Origin of the sequence: Psychrobacter sp. UBA2769, assembly GCF_002352555.1 — a bacterium.
GTDB classification, from domain to species: Bacteria; Pseudomonadota; Gammaproteobacteria; order Pseudomonadales; family Moraxellaceae; genus Psychrobacter; species Psychrobacter maritimus.
Map to the genome: position 1 here is coordinate 133192 of NZ_DEIR01000020.1, position 25692 is coordinate 158883.

Annotated in this window: 17 protein-coding genes, 1 tRNA gene and 1 pseudogene; 16 read left to right on the plus strand and 3 right to left on the minus strand. The window is 44.5% G+C overall.

Features of this window, described 5'->3' with window-relative positions; genetic code table 11:
- Positions 1-114: 114 nt before the first annotated feature.
- The 14 genes and pseudogenes from B3Q63_RS09695 to B3Q63_RS09760 form a co-directional block, all read left to right on the plus strand.
- Positions 115-1275 carry a ChuX/HutX family heme-like substrate-binding protein gene (locus B3Q63_RS09695; protein WP_296176107.1) on the plus strand — a complete coding sequence of 387 codons (1161 nt, stop codon included), beginning with the start codon at positions 115-117 and terminating at the stop codon, positions 1273-1275.
- 270 nt (positions 1276-1545) lie between these two features.
- Positions 1546-2301, plus strand: a complete 756-nt coding sequence (locus tag B3Q63_RS09700; protein ID WP_296176108.1) for a heme/hemin ABC transporter substrate-binding protein — start codon at positions 1546-1548, stop codon at positions 2299-2301.
- Positions 2302-2354: 53 nt separating this feature from the next.
- Complete coding sequence (locus B3Q63_RS09705) at positions 2355-3341, plus strand: FecCD family ABC transporter permease (RefSeq protein ID WP_296176110.1); 987 nt, start codon at positions 2355-2357, stop codon at positions 3339-3341.
- A gap of 15 nt (positions 3342-3356) precedes the next feature.
- Entirely contained in the window at positions 3357-4214 is an 858-nt protein-coding gene (locus tag B3Q63_RS09710) for an ABC transporter ATP-binding protein (protein ID WP_296176112.1), read from the plus strand.
- A gap of 720 nt (positions 4215-4934) precedes the next feature.
- Positions 4935-5843 (plus strand): urease accessory protein UreD, encoded by a 909-nt coding sequence (locus B3Q63_RS09715; protein ID WP_296176115.1) that lies wholly within the window; start codon positions 4935-4937, stop codon positions 5841-5843.
- Positions 5844-6049: 206 nt separating this feature from the next.
- Entirely contained in the window at positions 6050-6352 is a 303-nt protein-coding gene (gene ureA / locus B3Q63_RS09720) for an urease subunit gamma (protein ID WP_201562860.1), read from the plus strand.
- 11 nt (positions 6353-6363) lie between these two features.
- Positions 6364-6723: an urease subunit beta gene (locus B3Q63_RS09725; RefSeq protein ID WP_296176117.1), complete on the plus strand. Its 360-nt coding sequence runs from the start codon at positions 6364-6366 to the stop codon at positions 6721-6723.
- Positions 6720-8423: an urease subunit alpha gene (gene ureC, locus B3Q63_RS09730; protein WP_201543560.1), complete on the plus strand. Its 1704-nt coding sequence runs from the start codon at positions 6720-6722 to the stop codon at positions 8421-8423. Before B3Q63_RS09725 ends, ureC begins: the two co-directional genes overlap by 4 nt.
- Positions 8424-8444: 21 nt before the next feature.
- On the plus strand, positions 8445-9005 hold the full coding sequence (gene ureE, locus B3Q63_RS09735; protein ID WP_296176122.1) for an urease accessory protein UreE: 561 nt from the start codon (positions 8445-8447) through the stop codon (positions 9003-9005).
- Entirely contained in the window at positions 8980-9702 is a 723-nt protein-coding gene (locus tag B3Q63_RS09740; RefSeq protein ID WP_296176124.1) for an urease accessory protein UreF, read from the plus strand. The genes ureE and B3Q63_RS09740 overlap by 26 nt, the downstream gene beginning before the upstream one ends.
- An 83-nt stretch (positions 9703-9785) precedes the next feature.
- Complete coding sequence (gene ureG / locus B3Q63_RS09745; RefSeq protein WP_296176126.1) at positions 9786-10424, plus strand: urease accessory protein UreG; 639 nt, start codon at positions 9786-9788, stop codon at positions 10422-10424.
- 123 nt (positions 10425-10547) lie between these two features.
- Entirely contained in the window at positions 10548-11147 is a 600-nt protein-coding gene (locus B3Q63_RS09750; protein ID WP_296176128.1) for a HupE/UreJ family protein, read from the plus strand.
- Positions 11148-11339: 192 nt separating this feature from the next.
- Positions 11340-12602 carry a RidA family protein gene (locus tag B3Q63_RS09755; protein WP_296176130.1) on the plus strand — a complete coding sequence of 421 codons (1263 nt, stop codon included), beginning with the start codon at positions 11340-11342 and terminating at the stop codon, positions 12600-12602.
- A gap of 1009 nt (positions 12603-13611) precedes the next feature.
- Positions 13612-14110, plus strand: a pseudogene (locus B3Q63_RS09760) (transposase); the annotation flags it as partial.
- An 85-nt stretch (positions 14111-14195) separates the two neighbouring features.
- Here B3Q63_RS09760 and B3Q63_RS09765 read toward each other — a convergent pair.
- The 3 genes from B3Q63_RS09765 to B3Q63_RS09775 all read right to left on the minus strand — a co-directional run bounded on the left by B3Q63_RS09765 (position 14196) and on the right by B3Q63_RS09775 (position 15819).
- Positions 14196-14271 (minus strand) — tRNA-Arg (locus B3Q63_RS09765).
- Between the two features lie 72 nt (positions 14272-14343).
- Positions 14344-15186: a hypothetical protein gene (locus tag B3Q63_RS09770; protein ID WP_296176131.1), complete on the minus strand. Its 843-nt coding sequence runs from the start codon at positions 15184-15186 to the stop codon at positions 14344-14346.
- 66 nt (positions 15187-15252) lie between these two features.
- Complete coding sequence (locus B3Q63_RS09775) at positions 15253-15819, minus strand: hypothetical protein (protein WP_296176132.1); 567 nt, start codon at positions 15817-15819, stop codon at positions 15253-15255.
- Between the two features lie 545 nt (positions 15820-16364).
- Between B3Q63_RS09775 and B3Q63_RS09780 the strand changes: the two genes are divergently transcribed.
- Complete coding sequence (locus tag B3Q63_RS09780) at positions 16365-20951, plus strand: exodeoxyribonuclease V subunit gamma (protein WP_296176133.1); 4587 nt, start codon at positions 16365-16367, stop codon at positions 20949-20951.
- Between the two features lie 74 nt (positions 20952-21025).
- The gene (locus tag B3Q63_RS09785) at positions 21026-25645 is read left to right on the plus strand and encodes a UvrD-helicase domain-containing protein (RefSeq protein ID WP_296176135.1); all 4620 of its coding nucleotides are present in this window, start codon (positions 21026-21028) and stop codon (positions 25643-25645) included.
- Positions 25646-25692: the final 47 nt, after the last annotated feature.

Genomic DNA, 25692 nt, shown 5'->3' on the forward strand with positions numbered 1-25692 from the left:
TTTTCAAACGTCTGTCATATACGTTATCCCTGCTATTCTTAATACATTCATATTTAAGCTGACAACGCCAAGGTGATTGGTTTTTTTATCATCGACTATTTTATGGAGCGCACTATGAGTCACCCGTTATCGTTAAGCAAAAAAAATACTGAGCTGTGGCAACAATACCAAGCATTAAAAGTAAAAATACCGATGCTGTTTCCCACAGAAGGGGCGACTGCGCTAGGTGTCAGCGAGTTTGAGCTGATGCTTGCATCTCCTTATAGTCAGTATATTGGAGATCAGTGCAAAGCTGTTTTAAAGCAGTTTGAGACGTTTGGTGACATGGAAAGCATCGTTAGAAACGAGCTGGCCGTGCATGAAAAAACGGCGCCGTATCACAATCTTAAGCTTGGCGAAAAAATGGGCTTGGCACTCAATGTTGGTGGTCTAGATTTGCGATTCTTTATGTGGCAATGGCAGCATATGCTGGCGGTAACGGATACCAGCCGCGCCGATAAGCCATCTTATAGTATTCAGTTTTATAACGCCCAAGGTGCTGCTATCGACAAAGTGTATCTACGAGAGTTGAGTGATGAGAATATCAGCCGTTGGCAAGCGATGATTCAGGAGCAGCAGCAAACGGTCAGTAATGATACGCTGACGTTAGAAGCACAAGAGCCGCTAAATGACTGGCGTTACAAGGCATTAAGTGAAGAGGAGCGTGCGCAGCTACAACAAGGCTGGCAGGCAATGACAGACGTGCATCAATTTCACTCATTATTAAAAAATCTCGATATCGATCGTGCTAGTAGCTACCATCAAGCACCAGAGCCGATGACGCAGCAGCTTGATATTAGCGCTGTCGAAGCGGTATTTGCGCAAGCGCGTGATGCCAAATGCCCAATCATGATATTTGTCGGTAATAGCGGGATCGTACAGATTCAGACAGGCACCGTACAGACTCTCAAGCGCATAGGCGATTGGTTTAATATTTTGGACAAAGACCATAATGACTTTACGCTGCATTTAAAAGATAAAGCATTGGCGCAAGTATGGAGCGTTAAGCGTCCCACCAAAGACGGTATTGTGACTTGTATCGAAGGTTTTGATGATCACGGCGTCAGTATCTTTAGTGTGTTTGGTCAGCGTATTGAAGGCACGCCTGAGCTTGAAGCATGGCAGCAGATCGTTGCTAAGGTTACCGAAGCCCATTCGTATGCGGACATGCTGCATGAAAAAACAGAGCATGAAAAGACAGCAACACAGGTACTAACGACTGACGACATGGCATAAATTTAACGTTGGATATGAATAATGATGACTGGCACTAGAGGCGCCTATCGTTTATATAAGCTTTTACGTGACAGTCGTTTTAATCATAAATAATTTGTCAATCGACAACCATTATAAGTAATCCTTCAAAATGATGACCAAGGAACCGTTATGTTCTCTCAGCTATTAAAACAACACACAAAAAACTTAAAATTCGAAAAACTATCAACGATACATATATCTTTTAGCAGAAGTGCCATAAATATAGCCACCATTATTGGCGCATTTGCCGTGCCTTCGCTTTCTGCCCAAGCTTATGAACGTATCGTCGCGATGAGCCCCGATGTGGCAGATGTGGTTGTGGCGCTAGGAGCGACTAATAAGTTGGTTGGTAAAGATGCGACCAATAATAATCCAGCGCTAAAGAATGTACCAGCCGTGGGTATGCATCGTAATATCACCGCCGAGTCGGTGTTGGCGGTAAAGCCAGATTTGGTGCTCGGCAGTTATATGGTACAGCCTGCCAGTATTTATCAGCGTCTAAATGGACTAAAAGTCAAAGCCGTCAATGTCGCACCCAAAGAAGAAGTCAGCACCTTTGCCAATAGTATTAAATCTATCGGCAGTTACGTTGATAAAAAATTTGAAGGGTCACAGCTTGCTAAGCGTTGGAATGCAGGAATGAGCCCAATGGCAAAAACCGGTAAGCGCTATTTATTAAGTTACGATGGTCGTATCGTTGCAGGTAAGGGCACGGTAGGCGATGAGTTGATTCGGCGTGCTGGTGGAATCAATGCGGCAAACGTATCGGGGTTAAAACCTATGTCACGCGAAGGCTGGCTGGCTGCTAAGCCCGATGTCATTATCATTGCTGATCATAATCAGGCAGTGGTTGGCGGTGTCAGTCAATTTAGTAAACGTCCTGAGGTTGCGGCAAGTGCGGCTGGTAAAAATGCTGGCGTCCACTTTTGGCCAGCAGATGACTTTTTACGTTATGGCCTGAATTCACCGCAAGTCTTAAAAAAGCTGAACGCTGTAGCAAAATAGCTTAAGCAATATATAGCATAATCTCTTTTATATTCAATAAAACGATATCTCACATGGCAAATACGATTTCCGCTTCTATCCCTATACAAACTGGAAAATACAGACATAGCATCTATTATGTTGCCGCTACTGTCGCATCTGTGCTGCTAATTTGGTTGGCGCTTGGTATTGGCTTTGGCGAATGGTCAAGCCCTAGCCATCTTGACGATACTATCTGGCAGCTACGCTATCCGCGCGTAGTGACGGCATTGTTGGTTGGCATGGCGTTGTCAGTTAGTGGTGCAGCATTACAGGCTTTATTTGAAAATCCTTTAGCGGATCCAAGTTTAATCGGTACATCAGGTGGCGCAGCGCTTGGTGTTGTTTTGGTTCTGGCATTGGGATTTGGTGGCATTGGGATACCGCTTGCAGCGTTTACTGGAAGCGTATTGGTGTGCTTGTTTATTCTCGCTTGTCATCGGTTTTTGGGTGGTGGGCAGATGGGCTTGCTGATATTGGGATTTGTCATCAGCGCTTTTTGTGCGGCGGTGGTCAGCCTGATTTTATTTATGTCTGATGACATGGTGCTGCGCTCGGCGACCATTTGGCTGTCAGGTAGTATGGCGGAAGCGGGCTTTGTGCCGCTGCGTTATTCGATGGTCTCTATGATTTTAGGGCTGGCAATTTTATTACCATTAGGTCGGCAGTTAGATGGATTGATGTTAGGTGAGGCAGCCGCTAAATCCTTGGGTATCAAGGTAGGTATGGTTCGTTGTTTGGTCGTGATTGCCTCGGCATTACTGACAGGGGCAGCGGTGTCTTTAGCAGGCGTCATAGGTTTTATTGGCATGATGGTGCCAAATCTGCTGGCTATTTTGTTTGGTGGCGGACGCATGCGCCTCATGATTTGGTCTGGTTGGCTTGGGGCGATATTATTACTGGTCATTGATGGCACGGCGCGGCATGTCGCTTATCCAGTGGATGTTCCCGTTGGCATCGTTTTAGCGTTGCTTGGCGGTCCATTCTTTATTTGGCTGTTTGTGCGTAGTAGCCGCCGTTAATCAAAGAGAGTGTTTATGTTTCATTCATTTTTTACGGCTACATCAAAGACATCGCTAGCGAATCGAGACAGTCGTATAAATAGTAGTAATATCAAGAGTAGTAATGCAGGCGAGTTGTTGTCGATGCAAGATATTCATATCTCGCACGGTCATAAAACATTGTTAACAATAGACAAGCTAACAGTGCCAAGCCAAAAGCTGGTCGCCTTTATCGGACCAAACGGCGCAGGTAAAAGTACGTTGCTGCACACGGTTTTGGGTCAACACACAGGAACCGCGCTTAAAACAGATGGCCACATTACGATTTACGGTCAGCCGATCAGCGAGGTCATGAATCATGGACATATCGCTTGGGTTGGACAACATGAGCGTTTTGAGCTGCCGTTAACGGTACTGGATTATGCGCTATTGGGCGTTTCACCTAATCTTGCATGGTATCAGCGCCCAAATAGCCATCATGTTGAGCGCGCACAAAATTTACTACAGGATTTTGAATTATTAAGTTTGGTCAGTGCTCGCGTGCAAACCTTATCAGGCGGTGAAAAGCAGCGCTTGGCTATCGCACGAGCGCTGATGCAAGATACTAAAATCATGATGTTCGATGAGCCGACCAATCATCTTGATATTCGCCATCAGCGTTTTTTGCTTAAATATTTGCATAATTTGGTGCGACAGCAGCGCAAAAGTATCGTGGTTGTCCTCCATGATTTGACCCATGCGCATCGCTATACTGATGAGGTGGTCTTGTTAAATGGTGGACGAGTTATCGCCCAAGGAACACCCAACCAAGTAATGACTAGTGAGCAGTTAAGTGACGTTTATAATGTCAATATCAAGGCGCATCAAACTGAGGATGGCTTGGTATTTATATAGGTCTTATAATGAGAGCAGAATCAGTTGTTTTTCTATAAAACCTTTATTAATGAATATCTTTATTTAGCTGAGGTTGGTATCTGCCTTTTTGCAAGCGATGGCCAAATTTTAACTATAGCAATAGGGAGATGATGTGATGATACTCTCACATTAACTTAATTTAGAGAATCTGCACATAAAAAGCGCCATCTTATATACAGTTGTTGCAAGTAAAAGAACCGCTCTAACCACTGTACAGTAAGCCTTCCTTTGATTATTTATTGTGTTTTATTTCTGCAAGACAGACTGTGTATCTTAACCATAATTAATGCTATCTTTCTTTGGATAAGAAAGTAAATAGTTTGACAGTCATATACTTTTAGTTTATAAGAGATAAATAGTATGAGTTTTTCCTATAGTTAATTTTCTATAGGTACTTTTTAGTATTCAATATTTAAAGCAATAAAGCTTTTACACATACCAAGGGCAGAGTCTTCTACCCTGATTTTCTACAGTAATTTATCAGCAGTATTCGTATCACAGCTTCTAGGCAGTTAATGCCCACATAATATTGACATTCATTGACGGCTAATAAGCCAGTATTGTCAACCTGACCTCACCCGCGCACGTGAATATTTTGCTCATTTTGCTATCTGTAAGCTAATACCCTGCCTTTCAGGATGATTGGCTAACGATTCAGCTATATGTGTCGCGCTGGGCCTATAAAAGGTGTTCGACGGAATGACGACTTTATCTCATAAATCTACAGTACAACAGCCTCCTACAGACTCAGGACACCAATTTGATGCCAACCGTCATTGGGCGGCATTTTTGACCTTAGGATTTGGTGCTCATACTGAAGCTGAGACTAGCATTACCCGCATGAATATAGCCCGCCATTATGGTCCCTTGCGTGTGCAAAGACCGTTCTATCCTGAAGGCCGCGATGGTTGCTGTCACGTCTATCTGCTGCATCCGCCTGGTGGTATAGCGAGTGGCGATGCACTCAATATAGATGTCACTGTGTCGGCAAACGCCCATACTTTGTTAACGACGCCTGCTGCCAATAAGCTTTATAAAGCCGACAGTAATGGCGTTGCTTGGAACCAGCATACCCACCTAAAAATCGCTAATGACGCTACTTTAGAATGGCTGCCGCAGGAAACGCTCGCTTTTAACGGCTCTCGCGGCGAGCAGACCATCATCATTGATTTAGAAGACAACGCCAAGTGCTTGGGGTGGGAGATTCTTGGTCTTGGCCGTCCTGCCAGCAAGCTACCTTTCGTCAGTGGCCGTCTCGAACAGCGCTTTCATCTCACCCGTAATGGTCGCCCGTTATGGATAGAACGCCAATGTATAGACCCCGAGCATCCAAGATTTGCTGGCATGTGGGGGCAGGGCGGTGCCACCGTACATGCGACGCTATGGGCGGTTGGACTGGACGATCCGCTAGAGGCCATCACTGCACTACGTGAGCATATACCCGCTGCCAATCATTGGGCAGTTACCTATCGTCGCGGCGTATTGCTGCTACGCTATTTAGGCATTGAGCGTAACGAAGCTTGGGATATATTTCAGCAAGCGCGAGAAGTACTGCGTCCGCGATTGACCGGACACAAAGCCATCACCCCACGAATTTGGTTGACTTGACGATTGGTGACTGAGCTTTTGCTTAAGTGCTGACAAACGCTTTTATCTTTCTATTTATTAATAATTGATAATTAACAACTAATAACTAGCAACTAATAACTAGCAACTACTAGCAACTAATAATTAATTAATAACATAAGCCTTTTAATGGCATAGGCTTTCTATAAAACGATAACGATAACCATAATATAATTAAGGAGTCAGCGATGGAATTAACACCAAGAGATAAAGATAAGTTGCTATTGTTTACGGCAGGGCTACTTGCTGAGCGCCGCAAGGCTAAAGGCCTCAAACTGAATTATCCTGAATCAATAGCGCTGATCAGTTGCGCCATTATGGAAGGCGCACGTGAAGGCCGTACTGTGGCAGAGATGATGAGTGCGGGACGCGAAATCCTTACCCGAGATGACGTCATGGATGGCATCGCTGAGATGATTGAAAGCCTACAAGTTGAGGCAACCTTTCCCGACGGCACGAAGCTTGTGACCGTTCATAACCCTATTGTCTGAGGAGACTTGCTATGATTCCTGGTGAATATCAGCTAAAGAGCGATGACATTGAGTTATGTGTCGATCGTGAACCTATCACTATCAACGTCGCAAATACGGGTGACCGTCCTATCCAAGTTGGCTCTCACTATCACTTTGCCGAGACCAACGCGGCCTTAGACTTTGACCGTAAAAAAGCTTATGGGCACCGCTTAGCGATTGCGGCAGGCATGGCGATACGTTTTGAGCCGGGTCAACACCGTGATGTCCCCTTGATTCCTTTTTCAGGCTTACGCCATATTTATGGTTTCCGTGGTGAGGTAATGGGTCCCTTAGATCAAGGTCAGGATCATGGTCAGAATCAAAACTCAGACTCAGGAGCGAACTCATGAAAATTACTCGCCAAGCTTATGCAGATATGTATGGTCCAACGACCGGCGATAGAATTCGTTTAGGCGATACTGAGCTGTGGATCGAGATAGAAAAAGACTACACGCATTATGGTGAAGAGGTCATGTTCGGTGGTGGCAAGGTGATTCGTGATGGTATGGGTCAAAGTCAGCGCTGCGACGATACCGTGATGGATACTGTCATTACCAATGCCGTCATTATCGACTGGTGGGGTATCGTGAAAGCCGATGTGGGTCTAAAAAATGGCCGCATCGCTGCTATCGGAAAAGCCGGTAACCCTGATACCCAGCCTGATGTCGATATCGTCATTGGCCCTGGTACCGAAATTATAGCGGGTGAAGGTCAAATTTTGACGGCGGGCGGTGTGGACACTCACGTGCATTATATTTGTCCGCAGCAGGTTGACGAAGCATTAATGAGTGGCTTGACGACTATGATTGGCGGTGGTACGGGGCCAGCGACGGGCTCAATCGCAACTACCCATACGCCCGGCCCTTGGCATCTAGGCAAAATGATGCAAGCCGTAGATGACTTGCCCATTAATATTGGTTTTCTTGGTAAAGGTAGTGCCAGTACTCCAGAAGCGCTGATACAACAAGTAGAAGCTGGGGCGATGAGTCTAAAAATCCATGAAGATTGGGGCGCGACCCCAGCTTCTATCAGTAATGCACTAGATGTGGCAGACCGCTACGATATACAGATTGCTATTCATGCCGATAGCTTAAATGAGTCTGGTTTTGTAGAAGACACGATAGCAGCATTCAAAGACCGCTGTATTCATACTTACCATACTGAAGGTGCTGGTGGTGGTCATGCGCCTGATATCATCGTGGCTTGTAGTTTGCCCAACGTATTGCCATCGTCTACTAATCCGACACGTCCTTATACGATTAATACCGTCGATGAGCATCTCGATATGTTGATGGAGTGCCATAATCTAGACCCCAGTATTCCAGAAGACGTTGCCTTTGCCGATTCGCGTATCCGCCGTGAGACTATTGCTGCTGAAGACATCCTGCATGATATGGGTGTGATTTCGATGATCTCGTCGGACTCGCAAGCGATGGGTCGTATTGGTGAAGTGGTATGTCGCACTTGGCAAACTGCGCACAAAATGCGTCTGCAACGTGGTCTGTTACCAGAAGATGAAGAACGCGGTACGGATAACTTTCGCGTGAAGCGTTACATTGCCAAATACACTATCAATCCGGCCATCACTCACGGTGTCGGTCATGAAGTCGGCTCTGTCGAAATTGATAAACTGGCGGATTTGGTGTTGTGGAAGCCAGCCTTCTTTGGGGTTAAACCCTCGATTATCATCAAAGGTGGCATGATAGCAGGCGCTGCGATGGGCGATCCCAATGCCGCTATTTCTACCCCGCAACCTGTGCATTATCGCCGTATGTTTGGGGCGCTTGGCCGTGCCGCTGCTGCCACTCGAATCACTTTTGTCAGTCAAGCAGCAATGAATACCGGACTAGAAGAAAGGCTTGGTCTAAAGAGCAGGCTGGTGGCGTGTAAAAACGTCCGTCAAATGCGCAAGAGCGATATGAAGCTCAATGACGCTTGCCCAGAGCTGACAGTAGATCCACAAACTTATGAAGTTCGCGCAGATGGCGTGTTATTAACTTGTGAGCCATCGTCTGAATTACCATTAGCCCAACGTTACCATTTGTTTTAAAGCGCTTGTAAGGATATCAATATGCTTGAATTAATAAAGAGAATCGACGGCAGCACTCAGGCCGATATACACGACACCCTGACTTTACCTTATGAGCTACGTATACGTGGCCGTCTAAAGGCGGTGACCGATAGCGGCCTTGATGTTGGCTTGTTCCTTAATCGTGGTCCGGTACTGCGTCATGGTGATTTACTACGAGCGAGCAGCGGTGAGATCATCCAAGTATGTGCCGCTGATGAGCCAGTCACTACTGCTTATGTTGAAGGTGGTTTAGCATTGGGACGACTTGGCTATCACTTAGGTAACCGTCATGTATCGCTCGCCCTTGGGAGTGATAAAGATGGGCGTCATTGGGTGCGGTTCCCGCCAGATCATGTATTAGAAGAGTTGGCGGTTCTGTTGGGCGCAACCTTGAGTCATCACCAAGCGCCATTCGATCCCGAATCTGGTGCTTATGCGCAAGCTGGCCGTGAACACTCTCATGCCCATGAGCACGCACACGAACATGCAAATGATCACTCTCACGAACACAATCATGCCCATGGACATTCCCATCATGACGACCATAACCATGCACACTGACGCGCAGCCAAAGGCAACCAGCGATTTGGCGCTGCTGGGGCTGATGCAACTGATTAGCCCTGCATTGCCAATCGGTGCATTCGCTTGGTCGCAGGGCCTAGAGAGTGCATTTGAGCTTGGCTGGGTATGTAATGAGGCTGAGCTTGGCGAGTGGTTAGAGGGCGTACTTGACGATGGTATGTCCCGCTGCGAACTACCAGTGCTGGCACGTTTGCAAACCTGCTGGGAGAATGGTGACAGTGAAGGCCTTGCCTTTTGGAATGACTGGATACATGCCAATCGTGAGACCGCTGAGCTCAGCGATGAAGACACACGTTTGGGCCAAGCATTGATGCGTTTGCTCAATAGTTTAGAGTTGCAACCGCAGACAGCCTTAGGTCATGCCAAGCTACCAGAAGAGCCTGGTTATGTGACCGTTTTTGCTTGGACCGCCCATCAACGCCACGTGCCGATACGCCAAAGTCTACTCGGCTTTGCTTGGGGCTGGCTGGAAAACCAACTGGCAGTCGCCTGTAAAGCGATGCCATTAGGTCATACCGCCGCGCAACGTTTAAATGAGCAATTACGCCCGCAACTGGTCGCTGCCGTTGATACCGCGCTGGCATTAACTGATGAGCAATTGGGTCCAATTTTACCAGGCTTAGCACTTGGTAGTGCCCAGCATGAAACCCAATATTCAAGATTATTCAGAAGCTAATCATTTTTATTTTGCAACCGTTTCTATTTTACGATCGCTTTAATTTTATAACAGCTTTTACTAATATATAAGGAAAGATAGCCATGAAACATTGTTTAAGAATAGGTGTCGGTGGGCCCGTTGGTTCTGGCAAAACGGCCTTATTGCGCCAGTTATGTGGCGCTTTAAAAGATCATTACGACATTGCCGTGGTCACCAATGATATCTACACCCGTGAAGATGCTGATTTTTTACTTAAGCACGACGCCTTGCCTGCTGACCGTATTCTTGGTGTGGAAACGGGCGGTTGTCCGCACACTGCTATCCGCGAAGATGCTTCTATGAATCTGGCCGCAATCGATGATTTGCAAACGCGTCATCCTAATCTAGAGCTGGTGTTAGTAGAATCTGGGGGCGATAATTTAGCGGCTACTTTTAGCCCAGAGCTTTCTGATTTAACCCTATACGTCATCGACGTCGCTGCTGGTGATAAAATCCCTCGTAAAGGCGGCCCGGGTATTACCAAATCAGACTTGCTAATTATCAATAAAATTGACATCGCTGAATATGTACACGCCTCCCTAGATGTGATGGAACGTGACTCGAAAAAAATGCGCGGCGAGCGTCCTTTTATATTCACCAACTTGTATGACGGTGTGGGCGTAGAAGAAATCATTAGCTTTATTTTAAAGCAGGGCATGTTACCTGAGCGTCGTCCTGACAAGCTAAGGGCTGATGCTTAAGGGCTGATGCTTAATTATCAGTGCCTTGTTCTCAGTGCTTAAACGCCTTTATAGTACAAGTAAGATATAAATAACAGTTATATACCAGTTCACAATAAACAAAAATAACAGAGGGAGAACACCATGAATAAGATGACCAAGTTGCCAGTGGCAAAGCTATTAATGACTATCGGGCTGATGCTGACGGCTACTTTAGCCATTGCCCACCCAGGCCATGGCGAGACCGTGAGCAATGGATTCATGAGTGGGTTATTACATCCACTCATGGGTCTTGACCACTTATTAGCCATGGGTGCGATTGGTTTTTGGAGTATTCGCCAAAACACCACGATGAAACGTGGCACGCCTTTATTCGTCGTCGGCGGCATGATAGCGGGCGCAGGTCTTGCTTGGGCTGGTGTCAATTTGGCTGGAATAGAGACAGGCATCGCCATGTCAGTACTGCTAGTCGGTGTGCTCATCGCAACGCTTGCCAAACTGCCGACGGCTGTTGGCGGCACGTTGGTTGCGCTGTTTATGGTCGCTCACGGTTATGCTCACGGAACTGAGATGACCCAAGGTTCAAGCTTACTGCTTTATATGGCAGGCTTCGTTGTCGCAACTTTAGCCATTACCTTTGTGGGCCGGGCTCTAGGCACAGCGATGCTCAAAGCCGATAATCGTATGACTCGTGCACTGGGCGGCGTGGTTGCTATCATTGGTGGAGTATTGGCTGCTGGCTAATCGCTACTAGCTGGTCCCTACTGATACAGCAATCCAGTTATCACGATAAATCTAAAAAGCCGCACAGATTTCTTGCGGCTTTTTGAGTTTAATTTTCTTGCCTTATTCCAAAGCTCGCTTTTTATGAAACACGATAAAACTTCATCAAACTGAGACTTATATAAAAACACATATCAAATAGGGAATATCGATATGAATGACACTATCATAAAAGTATCAAGAAACACGGACATTGCCCCGCAAAATTTACTCTCTACCCAAACCGTTGCTTTTTCGCACTACAACTATATTTCAGCGCAATTACCTGTCAATATTACCACTGGTGATTTGGTCGCGAATGATATAAAAGTGCAGGCCGCGCAGTGCTTAAAAAACATCAAAACCATTGTAGAAAGCATCGATCATGACATGAATGATGTGATTAAAATTAATATATTTTTGAAAAATATCGAAGATATTAAAGACATAGATACGATTTATCCTGCATTTTTCCAAGGCTATCTGCCGACACGGACGGTCATAGCAGTAGCAGCGTTACCTATGGAAAATGCTCTAGTACAAATGGACGCTGTAATCTCAAACGGTGAGGGTACTTATCCGCAAGAACCCGTCGAGCTGGTAAAAGTGCCAAAAAATAATGAAAAAGTACACAAGGATTCAGTATCGCCGCATACGATCGCTTTTTCTCATTACAATAATATCTCAGCGCAACTGCCTGTAGATATTGAAACTGGTGAGCTGGTCGCTGGTGGTGTTAAAGAGCAGACGCAGCAATGCCTACAAAACATCGAAGCGATTTTAGAAAGTATCGACGTTCCTCTCCATGAAATCGTCAAAGTAAATATCTTTTTAAAGAATATTGCCGATGTGGACATGGTAAATGACGTTTACAAAGAATTCTTTCCAGAGTCGACCAGTGATGGAAGCGCGGCCTATTTACCGGCCCTGACGATGGTTATAGCATCAGATTTGCAGCTGGATGCTTTGGTACAGATTGATGCTATCGTGTCTCACGGAAATGGCACGCCGCCACAAGCTGTTGAAGATAAACATGGCATCACTATTAAGGCTAACAATACCGATAAAGCGCCGAAGAACCCGCTATCCACACAAACGGTGGCGTTCTCTCATTACAATCACCTCTCAGGTCAATTACCTATCAATCCTGAAACGGGTAAAGTAATCGATGGTGATATAAAAGCGCAGACCAAGCAATGCTTAGAAAATATCAAAGCCATTGTAGAAAGTATCGACCATGTTATGGACGATGTGGTAAAAATGACCATCCAACTTACAGATATCACAGATATCGATGCGGTAAATGATATTTATAAGACCTTCTTCAATAGTGATCTGCCAGCAAGAACAGTGATTGGCGTCGCCGCTATTCCTATGGATGCTTTGATTCAGATTGATACTGTTGTATCTAACGCTGAAGGTACGCCACCAGCTTGAGAATAGTGATTCATGTTTTTCAGCAATAATTACTTTGACACTCACTTGCTAACGTCTCGCAATAGAGTTGTAATCAATAATTTACCTCAAATAGAAAAGGCCTTTAGATACTTGAAGGCCTTTGAATACTTAATTCGGTTGGATTGATTTCCATATTGTCAAACCCATATTAAGTGAGTCGCCTATATAAACTTAAAAATAGTAGATATCTCATAAGCCACAGTAGATGAATATCATCGATAAATTTGTAATATCAGAGATCCTAAATTAATCGACCACAACACTTAGTTACTAGGGCGTGTCCTCATTTTAAAAATGGTGATAAAAATGAGATAAATTGTGGCCAAACAAGGAAAATAGTGCCGTTAATATCGGGATATTACCCAGCTATTTGACGAAGTTTAGCCATTTTTAGCCCATTTAGATGTCCATCGATTGAATTGAGGACACGCCCTAGGTGTGATTTATCGCTTTATAGATGGATTAGTAATTATGATTGACAGTAAAGATGATTGATAATAAGAAGGTAATTTCAACTTCTTAAAATAGGGTAGTATTATTTTTAATACATTAATTTTATAGTTATGTATTAAAAATAACACATTAATGTGACCAAAAATGATTATGTATACTCAGTAAAAGGCTTTAATATACGCTAAAGGTCATTGCTATATTTTAGATTAAACCTTTTGCTGGTAAGGCTTTTGGTGTTGATATATATTAAAGGTGTTTAAGATAGTTTGTTGTTTCTAGCCTGTCACGCCGGGGGTATTCTCCGCTATCGATAATAATTTTAAAACTATATCTTGTAAGCTTTGGGCAAAAGGTCTAAAGAGGTAGCATGCTAACTTGTGAAGTATATATGATCGACATCTGAAACCTCGTTTTGGTTTACGTTAAGTATAAAAAACATGCTGCACTCTATGAGTTAGTTCTCTTGGTTATGAGCTATGCTGAAGAAAGCGTATAGATAAACTTGGTAAACTAACGACTAGATGAGGAGTTTACCATGAACAAAAAAACCAGAACTTATAGCACAGAATTTAAAGCAGAGGCCGTTAAGAAGATAGCGGACAATAGCGGCAACATCTCAGCGACCGCCAAACAGCTTGGCATTGCGGTGCAAACGCTATCCAACTGGCAGAACAAAGCCAATCAAGGCAAGCTTGTCGGGACTGAGCAGTATGCCCCTGAGCTTTAGCTGTTATAGAAGAGAACAAGTGCCTCAAACGACAGCTTAAAGTAGCTGAAGAGGAACGAGAGATACTAAATGAGGAGGGATAAAGCGAAGCACTGCTTCGCCCCGACGCAAGATGAGAGCTATACTCGAATGAGGCCACAGCGTACTTTGCGAAAAACAGTTAGTGAAGTATGCCTTTATAAAAACTAATAGACAGGTCTTTAGTATCGTCTCTATGGGCCGTGTACTGAGTGTTAAGCCGTCAAGCTACTACGACTGGATTAATCGTGATATCAGCGACCAACAAATACATCGCAACCATTGTGACAAGTGTTTAATAAAGACTGATAACTATGTATGGTAAGTGTTTAAAGGGCTTGAGGTAATGCGAGGTTATGTCTAAATACAATGATTGGTGCGCTTACAGGGACTCGAACCCCGATCGATCGCTTAGGAGGCAACTGCTCTATCCTGTTGAGCTATAAGCGCATAATGGAGTGCTATTGTAGAAAAAACCAGTTACAAAAGCAATGAGTAATCATTAAGCAGCGGGCTTTATGCTCACTTACCATTGCTAAGGGCGTCGGCGACATCTACTTTCAGCTCGCCTGTTGCTTGTTTGGCGCCTGAGCTCGGTTTGAATAAATTATCCATATCGTTCTTATAGCCATCGATATTGTTATAATCATGCTGGCTTAAGATGTCTTGTCCGGTACTTGAAAGTAAAAAGTTTCTAAAATTAATAGCAGCAGGGTTTGGCGTTAATACAACGCCATCTACTGCTTGCGTATCTTGTAACGCATAGCTAAATGAGATAAGGCTGCGGGTATCGGTATTGTCACTTTTAGCTTGAGTTGCCACTTCAGTATCAGTCTCATTATTTTCATTAAGAGCATCTTCCACTGTTGCCTCTTGAACGCTATTATTTTTCCCTTTGCTTTGATTGTGCTTATCTTGAGCTGCCTTTAATTGTTCTTGCAATGGAGATAGGCGCTCTTTTGACAGCTTGCTATTAGCAATAATTATATCGGTATTCACGACATAAGATGCGCGCTCATCGTCAGTGCGATGACTGTCGGCAAATTCACTGTCAGATAGCGTTAGAAGGGCCGCTGAAGTAACATAGTTTGTGACTATCTGCACATGCGGATAGCGTGATTGAAAGGTTGTGATAACAGCATCTAAAGGCACTTGTATCTTGTCTTCTGCTTGTATATGCAAGGTGCTTTTGGCAATGGCGTTTTCATCATCCGCTGTCGCCGTTGATGCGTCATTATCATTTGCCATAATAGGCAGAGGATCCATGTTTTTACGATTGCTGGTCCATAACCAAGTAAAGATGGCGATAAAAATAATCAGCAGCAGTAAAATAAGCCCGGCTAATAGCAGCTTGTAGTCTCTCATAAGTTACCGCTCTTTTTTTTGGTTAAAGTAATCAGTGATTTAAATGAATAACGAATGGTAGCAAATTTACTCATGCTGATTTAACACCTCATCCGCCAAATCAGCCAGCATATCAGCAAAAATATCTGTCGCTTCTACTGCAGGAGCTGTTGTTTGTTGCTCGCTACTTTTTTGTTTAATAGTACTGTTTTTCTTAGTGCTACTAGCGTTATTTAATGGCGCAGCTTGGTAGTTTGAAGGGGAAACCGTCTGCTTGTCAATCGCTTTTGCCACTGCTATTTTGGGCGCTACCGTTTGGTGTGCGGCTAAAGGCGATTCGCCTGTCGCAAGCTTATCTTTGAGCCATTTAAAACCATTTGTCTCCCACCATGCCTCAAAGCGTGGTAACGTACTGCCGCGAACCGCCGCTGGCAAGTTTAAAGTACGCAGTTTTTGGGCGAGCACGGGGTCGCTAATGGCTTGATGAATGCTTAAATAAAGCGAGCTGCTATCATCGGTATAGGGCTGTCTGTTTTGCCATGACCTATCATCAATTTTCATGCGCGGCAGTGCCCACAGCTCACCGCGATAGTATACAACATATAAACGTCGTTTAGGATGGACAAAGATGGCATCAATGGGACGCAAAGGCATAGTGTTATAGTATCTTGTCAATATAAAAAGATTAAATAGTTAAGTATCAACAACGGTAAACAGCGATATAAGACAATCAATTAAAATAACAACATCTTGTCTTGCAGAAAAATAGTCTTCAAGCAAATTAAGCAGCATAATAGCACGACACTTACTGTCGCGCGGTGTTTCTACCGCGATGAATAGACTGGTAAATAACCAGCATCAATGGCACACTAATATCCGCTTATTTTACAATTTCTCAGGCTTATGATTAATAAGTTGCTCGTCGTTAACTGTTGCTGTTATTTTTATGCGGCTATTTATTAGATTACGCTCAGTATGCTAGCAGAAATACAGTGCAGTAACGACCTAGAAACATAGATTGGTGAGTACTGCTTGTCGCATTTCTTAACCGCTATCAATGTGCGCTGTCTACTAAGAAGCTACTACAAAGACGGCGCTATAATAGTTAGCCATACTTCTCCACGTTACTTTTTTTCAATGTCAATTTTTTTTAACGCCATTTTATTATTCACCTTATCAATTCAATCAGACTATTCTTTATGTTTAAAATCATTCAGTCCCACCGTACCGAGCTTTTGGTTGAGCAGTTATTGGAGGCTTATAAGTCCAAAAACCAACCCATTTTTGAAGAGTTTGTGGTCATTGTGCCGTCAATGGTACTTGGTGATTGGCTAGATAAGTCTATTGCAAGCCAAGCGGGTATTAGCACCTTAGTGACGACAACGTTTTGGGGTCAGTATCAGTGGACATTGATGCAGGATGTGTTGAGCCGTCATAACACCTATATATTAGAGCAGAACCCTGACGCGGCAACGTTGAATGTGCCTGAGGTGGCAGTGCTGTCACCAACGGTAATGCAGTGGCGCTTATTTGGGTATTTGACCTACTATCAAGAGGCAATTGTCGCTGATGAAAAACACCCAGTTCATCCATTACTGGCATCTTTGATTGATGAGCCACAAGAGAAGATTCAGCAGAACAATGCTCAACAAGACAATGTACGACAGGATAAAGCGCAACAAGATGCGCGTATTTGGCAGCTAGCAAGTGATTTGGCAAGGGTGTTTAACCGCTATTTGACCCATCGTGAGGACTGGTTAGATCTGTGGTCACACAATAAGCCGCTTAATGTGGATGCGCTGATAGCAGATAAGGATGCACTATCTCTGCGCTTTGATAAGTATGCACGCGGCACCCCTGAGTGGTTGGTGGCGCATTATGAAGAGTTAGAGATCGCGCAGCGTTTCTTGTGGTCGCATTTGTTTGCCGATGTGCATCAGCACCGTGTGGCGCTTGAAGATACGTTTTGGTCAGCCTTAAAGGACAACAAGGCGAATGAGCGTGCTCAGTTGCCCAAAGTACTGCGCATTTTTACCATTCAGCAATTGCCGCAAACCGAGCTCGACTTTTTGCAGCGCTTGTCACAATACATGGATATCACACTACTGCACTACAACCCCTCCAAGCTATTTTGGGCAGATATTGTTGATAAGTCGTGGCTACAGCGTCAGCAAATTATTAACCCTGAAAGTGTGTTTTTGCGTGATTATGGTCACAGTTTGCTATCGCGTTTGGGTAAGCAATCACGCGATACCTTTGCCATGCTCGCTAATTTATCGGGTAATGAGCAATACCAAGATGCACTCGTCGAGTGGCAGGACATCTTTAATGAGGGCGATGATAACAATGATGGCTTGAGCAATGAGTTCAGTATTGGCTTTGATGACAGCGCTCACTATGTGCAAGATAGCCCAAGTTTATTAAAGCGTTTGCAAAATGATGTGTTGATGCTGGATGAGCAGTCTACCCAGCAAGCAACCGCAGCAAAAGTTTCGCAAGCAGTCAGCAAACAATTAGAGACAGGCTCTGATCAAGACGAGAAAGAAACGCCGTGGTATGACGATGAAGTGTTAGAAAATAAACGCTTTGAGAAGGAGCGTTTTTGGGCAATGTCTTCGCAAGATAATAGCCTAAGCATTCATTCGTGTCATAGTTTGCAGCGTCAGCTAGAAGTGCTGCGTATCATGATTGGGCGCTGGCTGAATGAGCCATTAAAACTTGGTGAGAAAAAACGCCATATATCCGATATTGTCGTTTTGCTACCCGATGTTGAGCGTCACCATGCGCTGATCAGCTCTATTTTCGTCAGTGGTAAAGGTCAAGACGGTTTGACCCTGCCCGCAAAGGTAACGGGTGTTGTCGATGCGGATATTCGTCAGCTATGGGAAGCCATTATTGGTTTTTATAAGCTATTAGGCAGCCATAGTGCCCGCTTTGAAGCGGCAGAGGTGCTTGATTGGCTAATGCTACCACCGCTGTATGAAAGTTTTGGCTTAACCCATGACCAGATGAGCCGTGGTTGTGATTTGCTGGTAGAGGCAGGCTTTATCCGCGGCTTTGATGAATGGCATCTTAAACAAACCCTAGATTGCAACGACTATGACTACCGATTTACCTTTGCTCAAGCGCTAGATAGATTGACCTTGGGTCTGGTGATGCCGGAGGCCAGCTTAAGCGATTGCTTATATCCTTTGGCACAGGAAGATTGGCCAAGCACTGCCTTGCCAGAGATGAGTTTGCCGCTGCCGCAAGTGAGCCTAAATGATGCGATGATTGTTGAAGCGCTTTGTCGTATCTATGCCGGCTTGACCGCGCGCCGTGATGATCATACACAAAAACTTAAAGCGGAGGATTGGCTCGATCAGATTGAGACACAGGTCATTCATCGCTATTTTGGTGATGTTGATCAAACGCGTACGATGCGCGCCATCTATAATGCGATGAATGGCTTTAAATCAAGCCTGAGGGCCAATCGGCACTATAGACAGTACGCCAGTAGCGATAGTGTCAGTAATGCTAACAAAAAAGAAGTAGAGCAAAGGCTGGCAGGCGTTGAGCAGTTGCCATTAAAGCTGAGTTTTATGTTGGACAGTATTGAAGCGGAGCTTGAGAGTCAGCAGGTCAGTGCCGAGCCGACTGGGGTGATTACCTTTGGTCGATTTGGTGCGTTAAGAAACGTGCCTTTTGATTTGGTGGTGATGCTCAATATGGATCTCTCTGAATTCCCTGGGCGTGATCTTGATAATCGCTATGATTTGATGAAAGCCACCAATGCCCGCCGCGGTGATAGAGTCAGTGAAGATGATGATAATGGTGCGTTCTTAGACGCATTGCTTTGTGCGCGCAGTGCTTGCTGGATATTTTATAACGGTCAAAGTCTGACGGATACCCACGAGCACCTGCCAGCCAACCCTGTCAGTGAGCTATTACAGTTTTTGCAAGGTGAGGTGCAGTGGCAGGTCAACTCGCTTGAAGCGTTAGACACATTACCTGAGAGTGTTGATTCTACCACCGAGAGCCTCAAACGCTATTTACCTAAATTGATTAAACAGTGGCTAGTGACTGAGCATCCAGCTTTACCTTTTCATGAGAGTTTGTTTGAAACAGACATTGAAGACGCAGATGTTTCTGAGCAAGCGTCTGACACTCTTAACTCTAATTCTAATCCCAATCCAAAACAGAGCGAGACTGTCGATAATCAGGATAACGTTCATAATAACAGTGTTATCGGTAATGCAGATGAGCTGGATGCTATTTTAAATACAGCCATGCGCAAAACCAAGCTTGCGCAAAAACGTCAGTTTCCACCTGCACCGCTTTGGCAAGCGGTGTTTCATACCTTAAAAGGCCGAGCATCTAGTGAGCATACACAACTGGTTGGCTTGCCTACCAAAGCACAGTACGAATCAATCGCTCAGCTGCTTGGTCAATCTCTAGGTCAGTTAGGACAAGTAGACAATCAAACCTTAGCTACATTGGCTGAGATGTTGTCACTAGAAGCGACAGCTGTCTCCAGTGATTCTGGTGAGGTTAATGACCTTACTAAAAAGGCACTTTCCGAAACTGTATTCGATACCATATTTAACATTGGAGAGATAGACGTTGAAGGCGTATTGGCCTATCAAGTGCGTCATCCTGCCAAGGCATTTTTACGTACTCAAAAGGTGCATGTGGTGCAAGGCGAAGAAGCTATGGCACATCAAGAGCCGCTATTCCTAGACAATCTGACGACTTATCAGATTAAAGAGTATTTGATTAACGAGCTGGCGAGCGATGCAGCTAATAACAGTACCGACAGCACAGCCACGCAAGACAGTCCAATTCTAATGTATCAAAAAATTATGCCAGCAGGTGTGGCGCGCCAAACGACCTTGCCCAATCAACAACAAAAACTGCAACAGCAATGTCAAGAATTTAAAGAGCAGCTAATTGCTAATGGCTGGGATAATGGTTTAGATGATGCTCAGATATTGGAGGCAAGCGAGATAGGTGGTTTGCAGCTACTAACCCCAACCACCGAGCATCCCGTTCAGCTAGAGTTAGCGGCTGTGCTAAATCATGCTGATAATGCGCCATTACTGAATCTATTACCTAAAATGGTTAAGATAAAAGGCTCAGTACCAATATCAGTTCCTACATCAATACCAACATCAGTAGCAATAGATGCTAATAACAATCGCGCTAATCTACAGGCTGGCGTGTGCTATGCCGAGCAATCACCCAGGCAATGGTTAAATATACTGCCCAATTCTGCTAGCCCTAAGCATTTAATCAAGTTTTGGTTGTCGCATCTGTATTGGCAAGTTGCCAGACGCACGACAGCCAAGCAAGTAGAGTTAAATGATGGGGTGAGTATTTGGCGTTTTAATAAGCCCAACTCACAAGTCAAAAAATATGAAAAAGTAACCGCCTTTAAGATAAACCCTATTGTGTATGAAGATGCCGTAGCTGAGCTAATAAAATGGGCGATGTTTGGCAAGCTAGTCGGTCAAGTGCCGATTACCTTATTGCCAGAATATGCGCTCAGTTATCTTGATAAGTGCGCAAACGCGGCAGAGAGTGAAGACGAGAGCGGCAGCTATTGGCCAAAACGCGCAGATTTCTCAGATTGGCTAAGACCTAGCTATCACGTAGACACGGTATACGATACCTGCTCGCAGCATGCCATTTGGCAATACGTACTGCGTGATCAAGACGCCTTTAAAGCTCTATCAGCAGCGTTAACGACGTTAGCACAGCCGCTGTATGAGCCGATGTTTACTGCCCTACAAGGTCTAGATAGTTAGCTGGCTAGCTGGTTATTTGAAACGGTTCGTTTTTTGCCCTTTGGCTTAATTGATAATAAAAAGTGTACGCTCATATGACAGAATTTACCGCCACCACTCACATGATGGACATTTCTACCCACCCACACTCATCCGCTGAGCACCTGAATGAATCGCCTCACTTATTTGATACATATCATGGTATGACTGACAGTGAGGTTGCGAATGACGACATGACCAACCCTAAGAATAAGGCGGATGTGATACCAGCGGTTGATGTTGCATTGACGGGTCGGCATCTTATCGAAGCGTCAGCCGGTACTGGTAAAACGTGGACACTAACTGGCATTGTACTGCGTCTGTTGATTGAAGCACGGCGTGCACCAGAGCAAATCATTGCGACGACCTTTACTCGCGCCGCTGCAGCTGAGATGCGTCAGCGCATTCATGATCGTTTGGTGGATTTTTATCAGCTGCTGCAATGGGTGAATAGCCTGAGTGCTGACCCCGCTAATAAAGAGAGTTTGTATCCGTATATACTACAGGTGACGCCTGACAATGATAGTGATAAGGATAAAAAGGCGAGCAAGAACTTAAGCACGGATTCAAACGCTGAAATAGATGCTGATGAACTAAATCAAGACGTTGTTTATAACAACGTTCATGACAAAAAAACCGCTGTTGAAAAGCGCGCACAAGCAAAAAAAGATCGTGAGGATTGGTTGGTCGCGCAGGCTAAATATGCGCGCTTAGATGACATCATGCAAGACCCTATTAACCTGCATTTGGTCGGCTACTTGCTTGATCATGTTTACAGCTATCCAATGACGGAAGCCATTCGCCGTACGGCGCTGGTATTAACCACCTTGGACAAGCTGTTTGTCGGTACCCTCGATAGCTTGGCGCAAAAATGGTTGAAGGAATACAGTAGCGAGACCGGTCATCAGCAAGGCATGGCTATTATTGAAGACAGCAGCATTGAGCAAGTGACGGACAGTATTATTCATGATGAACTGCGTCAGTTTCAAAGCAGGTTATATCACGAGCAGCCCAAATTGTATGCATTGATGGATCAGCAAGGTAAGCTGACGGCGGTTGGCGATCATAAAAATTATGTGACTCGGTCGCTGAATTTTGTTTCTGCGCCGATTAATGAGGTTGTGAGCAGTAATCTTTCTTTTGAGGGTTATGAGCGGCTTATCCACAGTATCATTGAGCGCAGCGACGAGCTTGATGCTTTCTTTAAGCCTGACGGCGAATATTATGAAGTTCCCAAAGGACAGTTGCAGAATAACAGAGAGTCTTGGCCGAAAATCATTCAAGTGTTAAAGGAGTCTGGTCCAGCCGCTTATAAGTTCATATCAGACAAAAAAACTTATACTGGGAAGTTAATTGAAGCGTTTCAGAAAACTGATGATATAGGTAAACAGTTCTACAAGCCAAAAGATGGTGAAAGAGTTAATTTAATATTTAATGAGTTGCAGGTGGTTCAGGACTTTAAACGGTATATTGAAGAAAGTAAAAAGCTTGATGAATATATCATTACTGTCTTAGCCAATCTAAATCGCCATATCGTGCTGGCGGTACGTGACAGGCTGCCGGTTATCTTAGAAGAGCGCGGTGAAACCACCTTTAGCTTGCAGATGGTACGCTTAAACCAAGCATTAACGGGTCGGCAAGGAGAGAAGCTGGCGCGTTATATTCGTCATCACTATCCAGTGGCATTGATTGATGAGTCGCAGGACATCAATGGCGAGCAAGCCATTATGATTGAAAGCATCTATCTGCCAAAGCGTAAACGTAAACCGTCGGCCAATGACAAGCAGGCTACTAGCAATAAAGCCAACCATGAGTTTTTGTTGTTGGTTGGTGATCCTAAACAGGCCATTTATGGGTTTCGAGGCGGTGATGTCGCCAACTACAACTATATGAAAGCCCAGTTTGACAAAAGCAGCCTTTGGACGCTCGATACTAACCGCCGTTCAAACGCCAGTGTGATTAATGCCCTAAACTGCTGGTTCGGTATGCCGGCGCCAGTGACTAATGAGAATAGGCTCGCACAGTTAGGTAGTGGTATTTATTACCAGCACATTAAAGCACATAAAGAAGAAAATCAGCTGTCTTGGTTTAATGAGCCAGACATACTAACCAGTGACCTAAATAGGGATTTAGTGAGTAACTTGGTGAGTGACGTACTCTCTGCTCAGCCAGTGAGTGTGTTGCACTTGCCTTATGATAAGGACAAAGAGCTTGAGTACGATGAGCATGAAATCACAGCGCGTCATATTGCGACCTTACTCAGCAGTGGTCAGACATTAAAAGGCAAACCGATTCAGCCGAGTGATATCGGCGTGCTGGCACGTGCCAAAAAAGATTTAAAACGGGTCGAAGACGAGCTAGTAAAGCTCAGTGTGCCGACCTTGACCACCAGTGATGTCAGTATCTTTGAAACCGTCATGGCAGAGGATGTGGCAGCGCTGCTGAATGCCATGCTATATCCGTATCGTCATGACATGATTAATCGGGTGCTGACCAGTCATTTGTATGGCCTGAGTATAAAAGATATTAAAGCCATGATGACTGACCATGAGTCAGGGGTTGTAGATTTAAATAACGCTAATACAAAAGCCATTGATAATCAGAAAAGCTATCAAGACTTTATTAGCTATTTAAAAGAAGGCACACAGCGTTGGCAGCACTTTGGCATATTATCGGCCATGCATTACTTGTTAGATCAAAGCCCTGTGCAGCCGCAAGGCGTTTGGCAAGCATTAGCCGCGCATCCAGAAGGCGCGCGTCATATTATGGATTTGCGTCATGTGATGGATATCTTGGCACAGTATGGTATCGGCATGGGTGAATATGAGCTGCTAGCCTGGTTTAGACAAAACATAGATACCGCGCCTAGCAGTGATTGGGCTAAGCAGTATCCGCTACCGACAGAGTCTGGTGTGCAGCTGATGACCATTCATAAATCAAAAGGGTTGGAGTTTCCCATTGTTTATGTGCTGGGTATGGGCGATGCCAGTAGGAAGTCAGGTAATAAAGAAGAATATGGATTGTATCTCTATAACGCGCAACAAAACCCTAGCCAGCAAGATGATACTCAACAAGACGCTATTCAACAAAATCAGTCAGCGCTAGCTCAGCAATCGACAGGCAATCAGCGCCGATTCTCGCCTGTACAAGGCTCTGCGACCACAGAGGGCTACTATACCGATATGGAGACGCAAGAGGGCTTTGATGAGATGCGCCGGCTTGGTTATGTGGCATTTACTCGCGCCAGTGAACAGCTTTATGTGGTGCTGCGAGATCCCCATAACAAAACAGGTTTTGAATTAAAACCGGTGTTCTACTGGTTTGATTCACCAGAGCCAAAATTTGAATTGCCTGATAGACTCAAAGGCACCATAGGTATGATTAGAGGGCATAAGGTCAATGATTTCTATAACGATAACTGTGCTGCAGCTAAAGCAGGCGCATTAACGGATAATGGAGCGCTTGCTTCGATTAAGCCCAAAACAGAGCCGATTAAGTATGATGATTTTTCAGAAGTTATGAAAATTAATTACTTTTATGGTTGGGCTAAAACCAGTTTTACCGCCTTAGCGCGTCAACTAGACGAATCAACGCAGACAATGGCTATCATGGATGAGCGTATTGATGATGCGATAGATATTGATATGACCGAAACCTCAGTTTCAGTTGTGCCATCACTGAATGATAATGAGTCTGTTGAGCAAGTCGATGAGTTAAATCTCAAGCTAGAGGGTGATATTCGTTTTACTTTTGTGAAAGGTGCCAATGCGGGTACGTTTTTGCATGAGATATTTGAAAAAATTGATTTTAATAATAAATCGCAGTGGTCTCAGGTTATCGATAGAGCGATCAGTAGCTATCAGCTGCCATTGGTATATAGCAGTGCCGAAACCCAAAGCCGTCGATTACAAGCAAAGAAGCAAGAGCAAGGCGATAGTGCTTCAATAAATACTGATTCATTGGATTCGGACTCGATAGATGCTAGCAAGCATGCAGCTCTCATTGGCTGGATTGAAGAGGTGCTACATACGCCGCTATTAGCGTCCAATCAACCGTTACGCTCTATCGATGCAAGTCATAGGTTCGCTGAATTAGAGTTCAATATGGGGCTGTCAGAGCGTTTTAAAGCACAAGATATTAATAGACTCTTTCAACAGTACCTGCCTAATGAAACCGACAAACATGTCAATCTTGTTCCGCAAAACAAAGCGCATTTGTATCGTTATTTACGTGGTGAGATCGATTTGGTGTATGAGCATGCTGGCAAGTATTACGTCGTCGATTATAAGAGTAATTTTTTAGGAAATAGCCTAAGCGATCATGACGAAACTACTCTTAAGCAAGCAATGTCCAAAGCAGGATATTGGTTGCAAGCAGCGATTTATCAGGTAGCGTTGCATCGATTCTTATCGATGCGGATTAATGACTATGCAGGCAATGAAGATAAGTATTTGGGCGCTGTGGAGTATGTCTTTTTACGGGGCGTATATGATCCAGCTGCCTCGTTAGCTATTAAGGCAGCTGAAGAGGCTAATACGCTTGACGGTAGCAACTTAATGCACAGTAATTCAATAAGGCATAAATCAATAAGCAGTACCCGCTATGGATTGGTGACTTGGGACATACCTATTGATTTTATTAAAGCCTTAGATACGTTGTTTGGCATGCCAAGTTAGCAGGCTATACAAAATGCATGCAATCACGAATTTGATGCAACAAATTA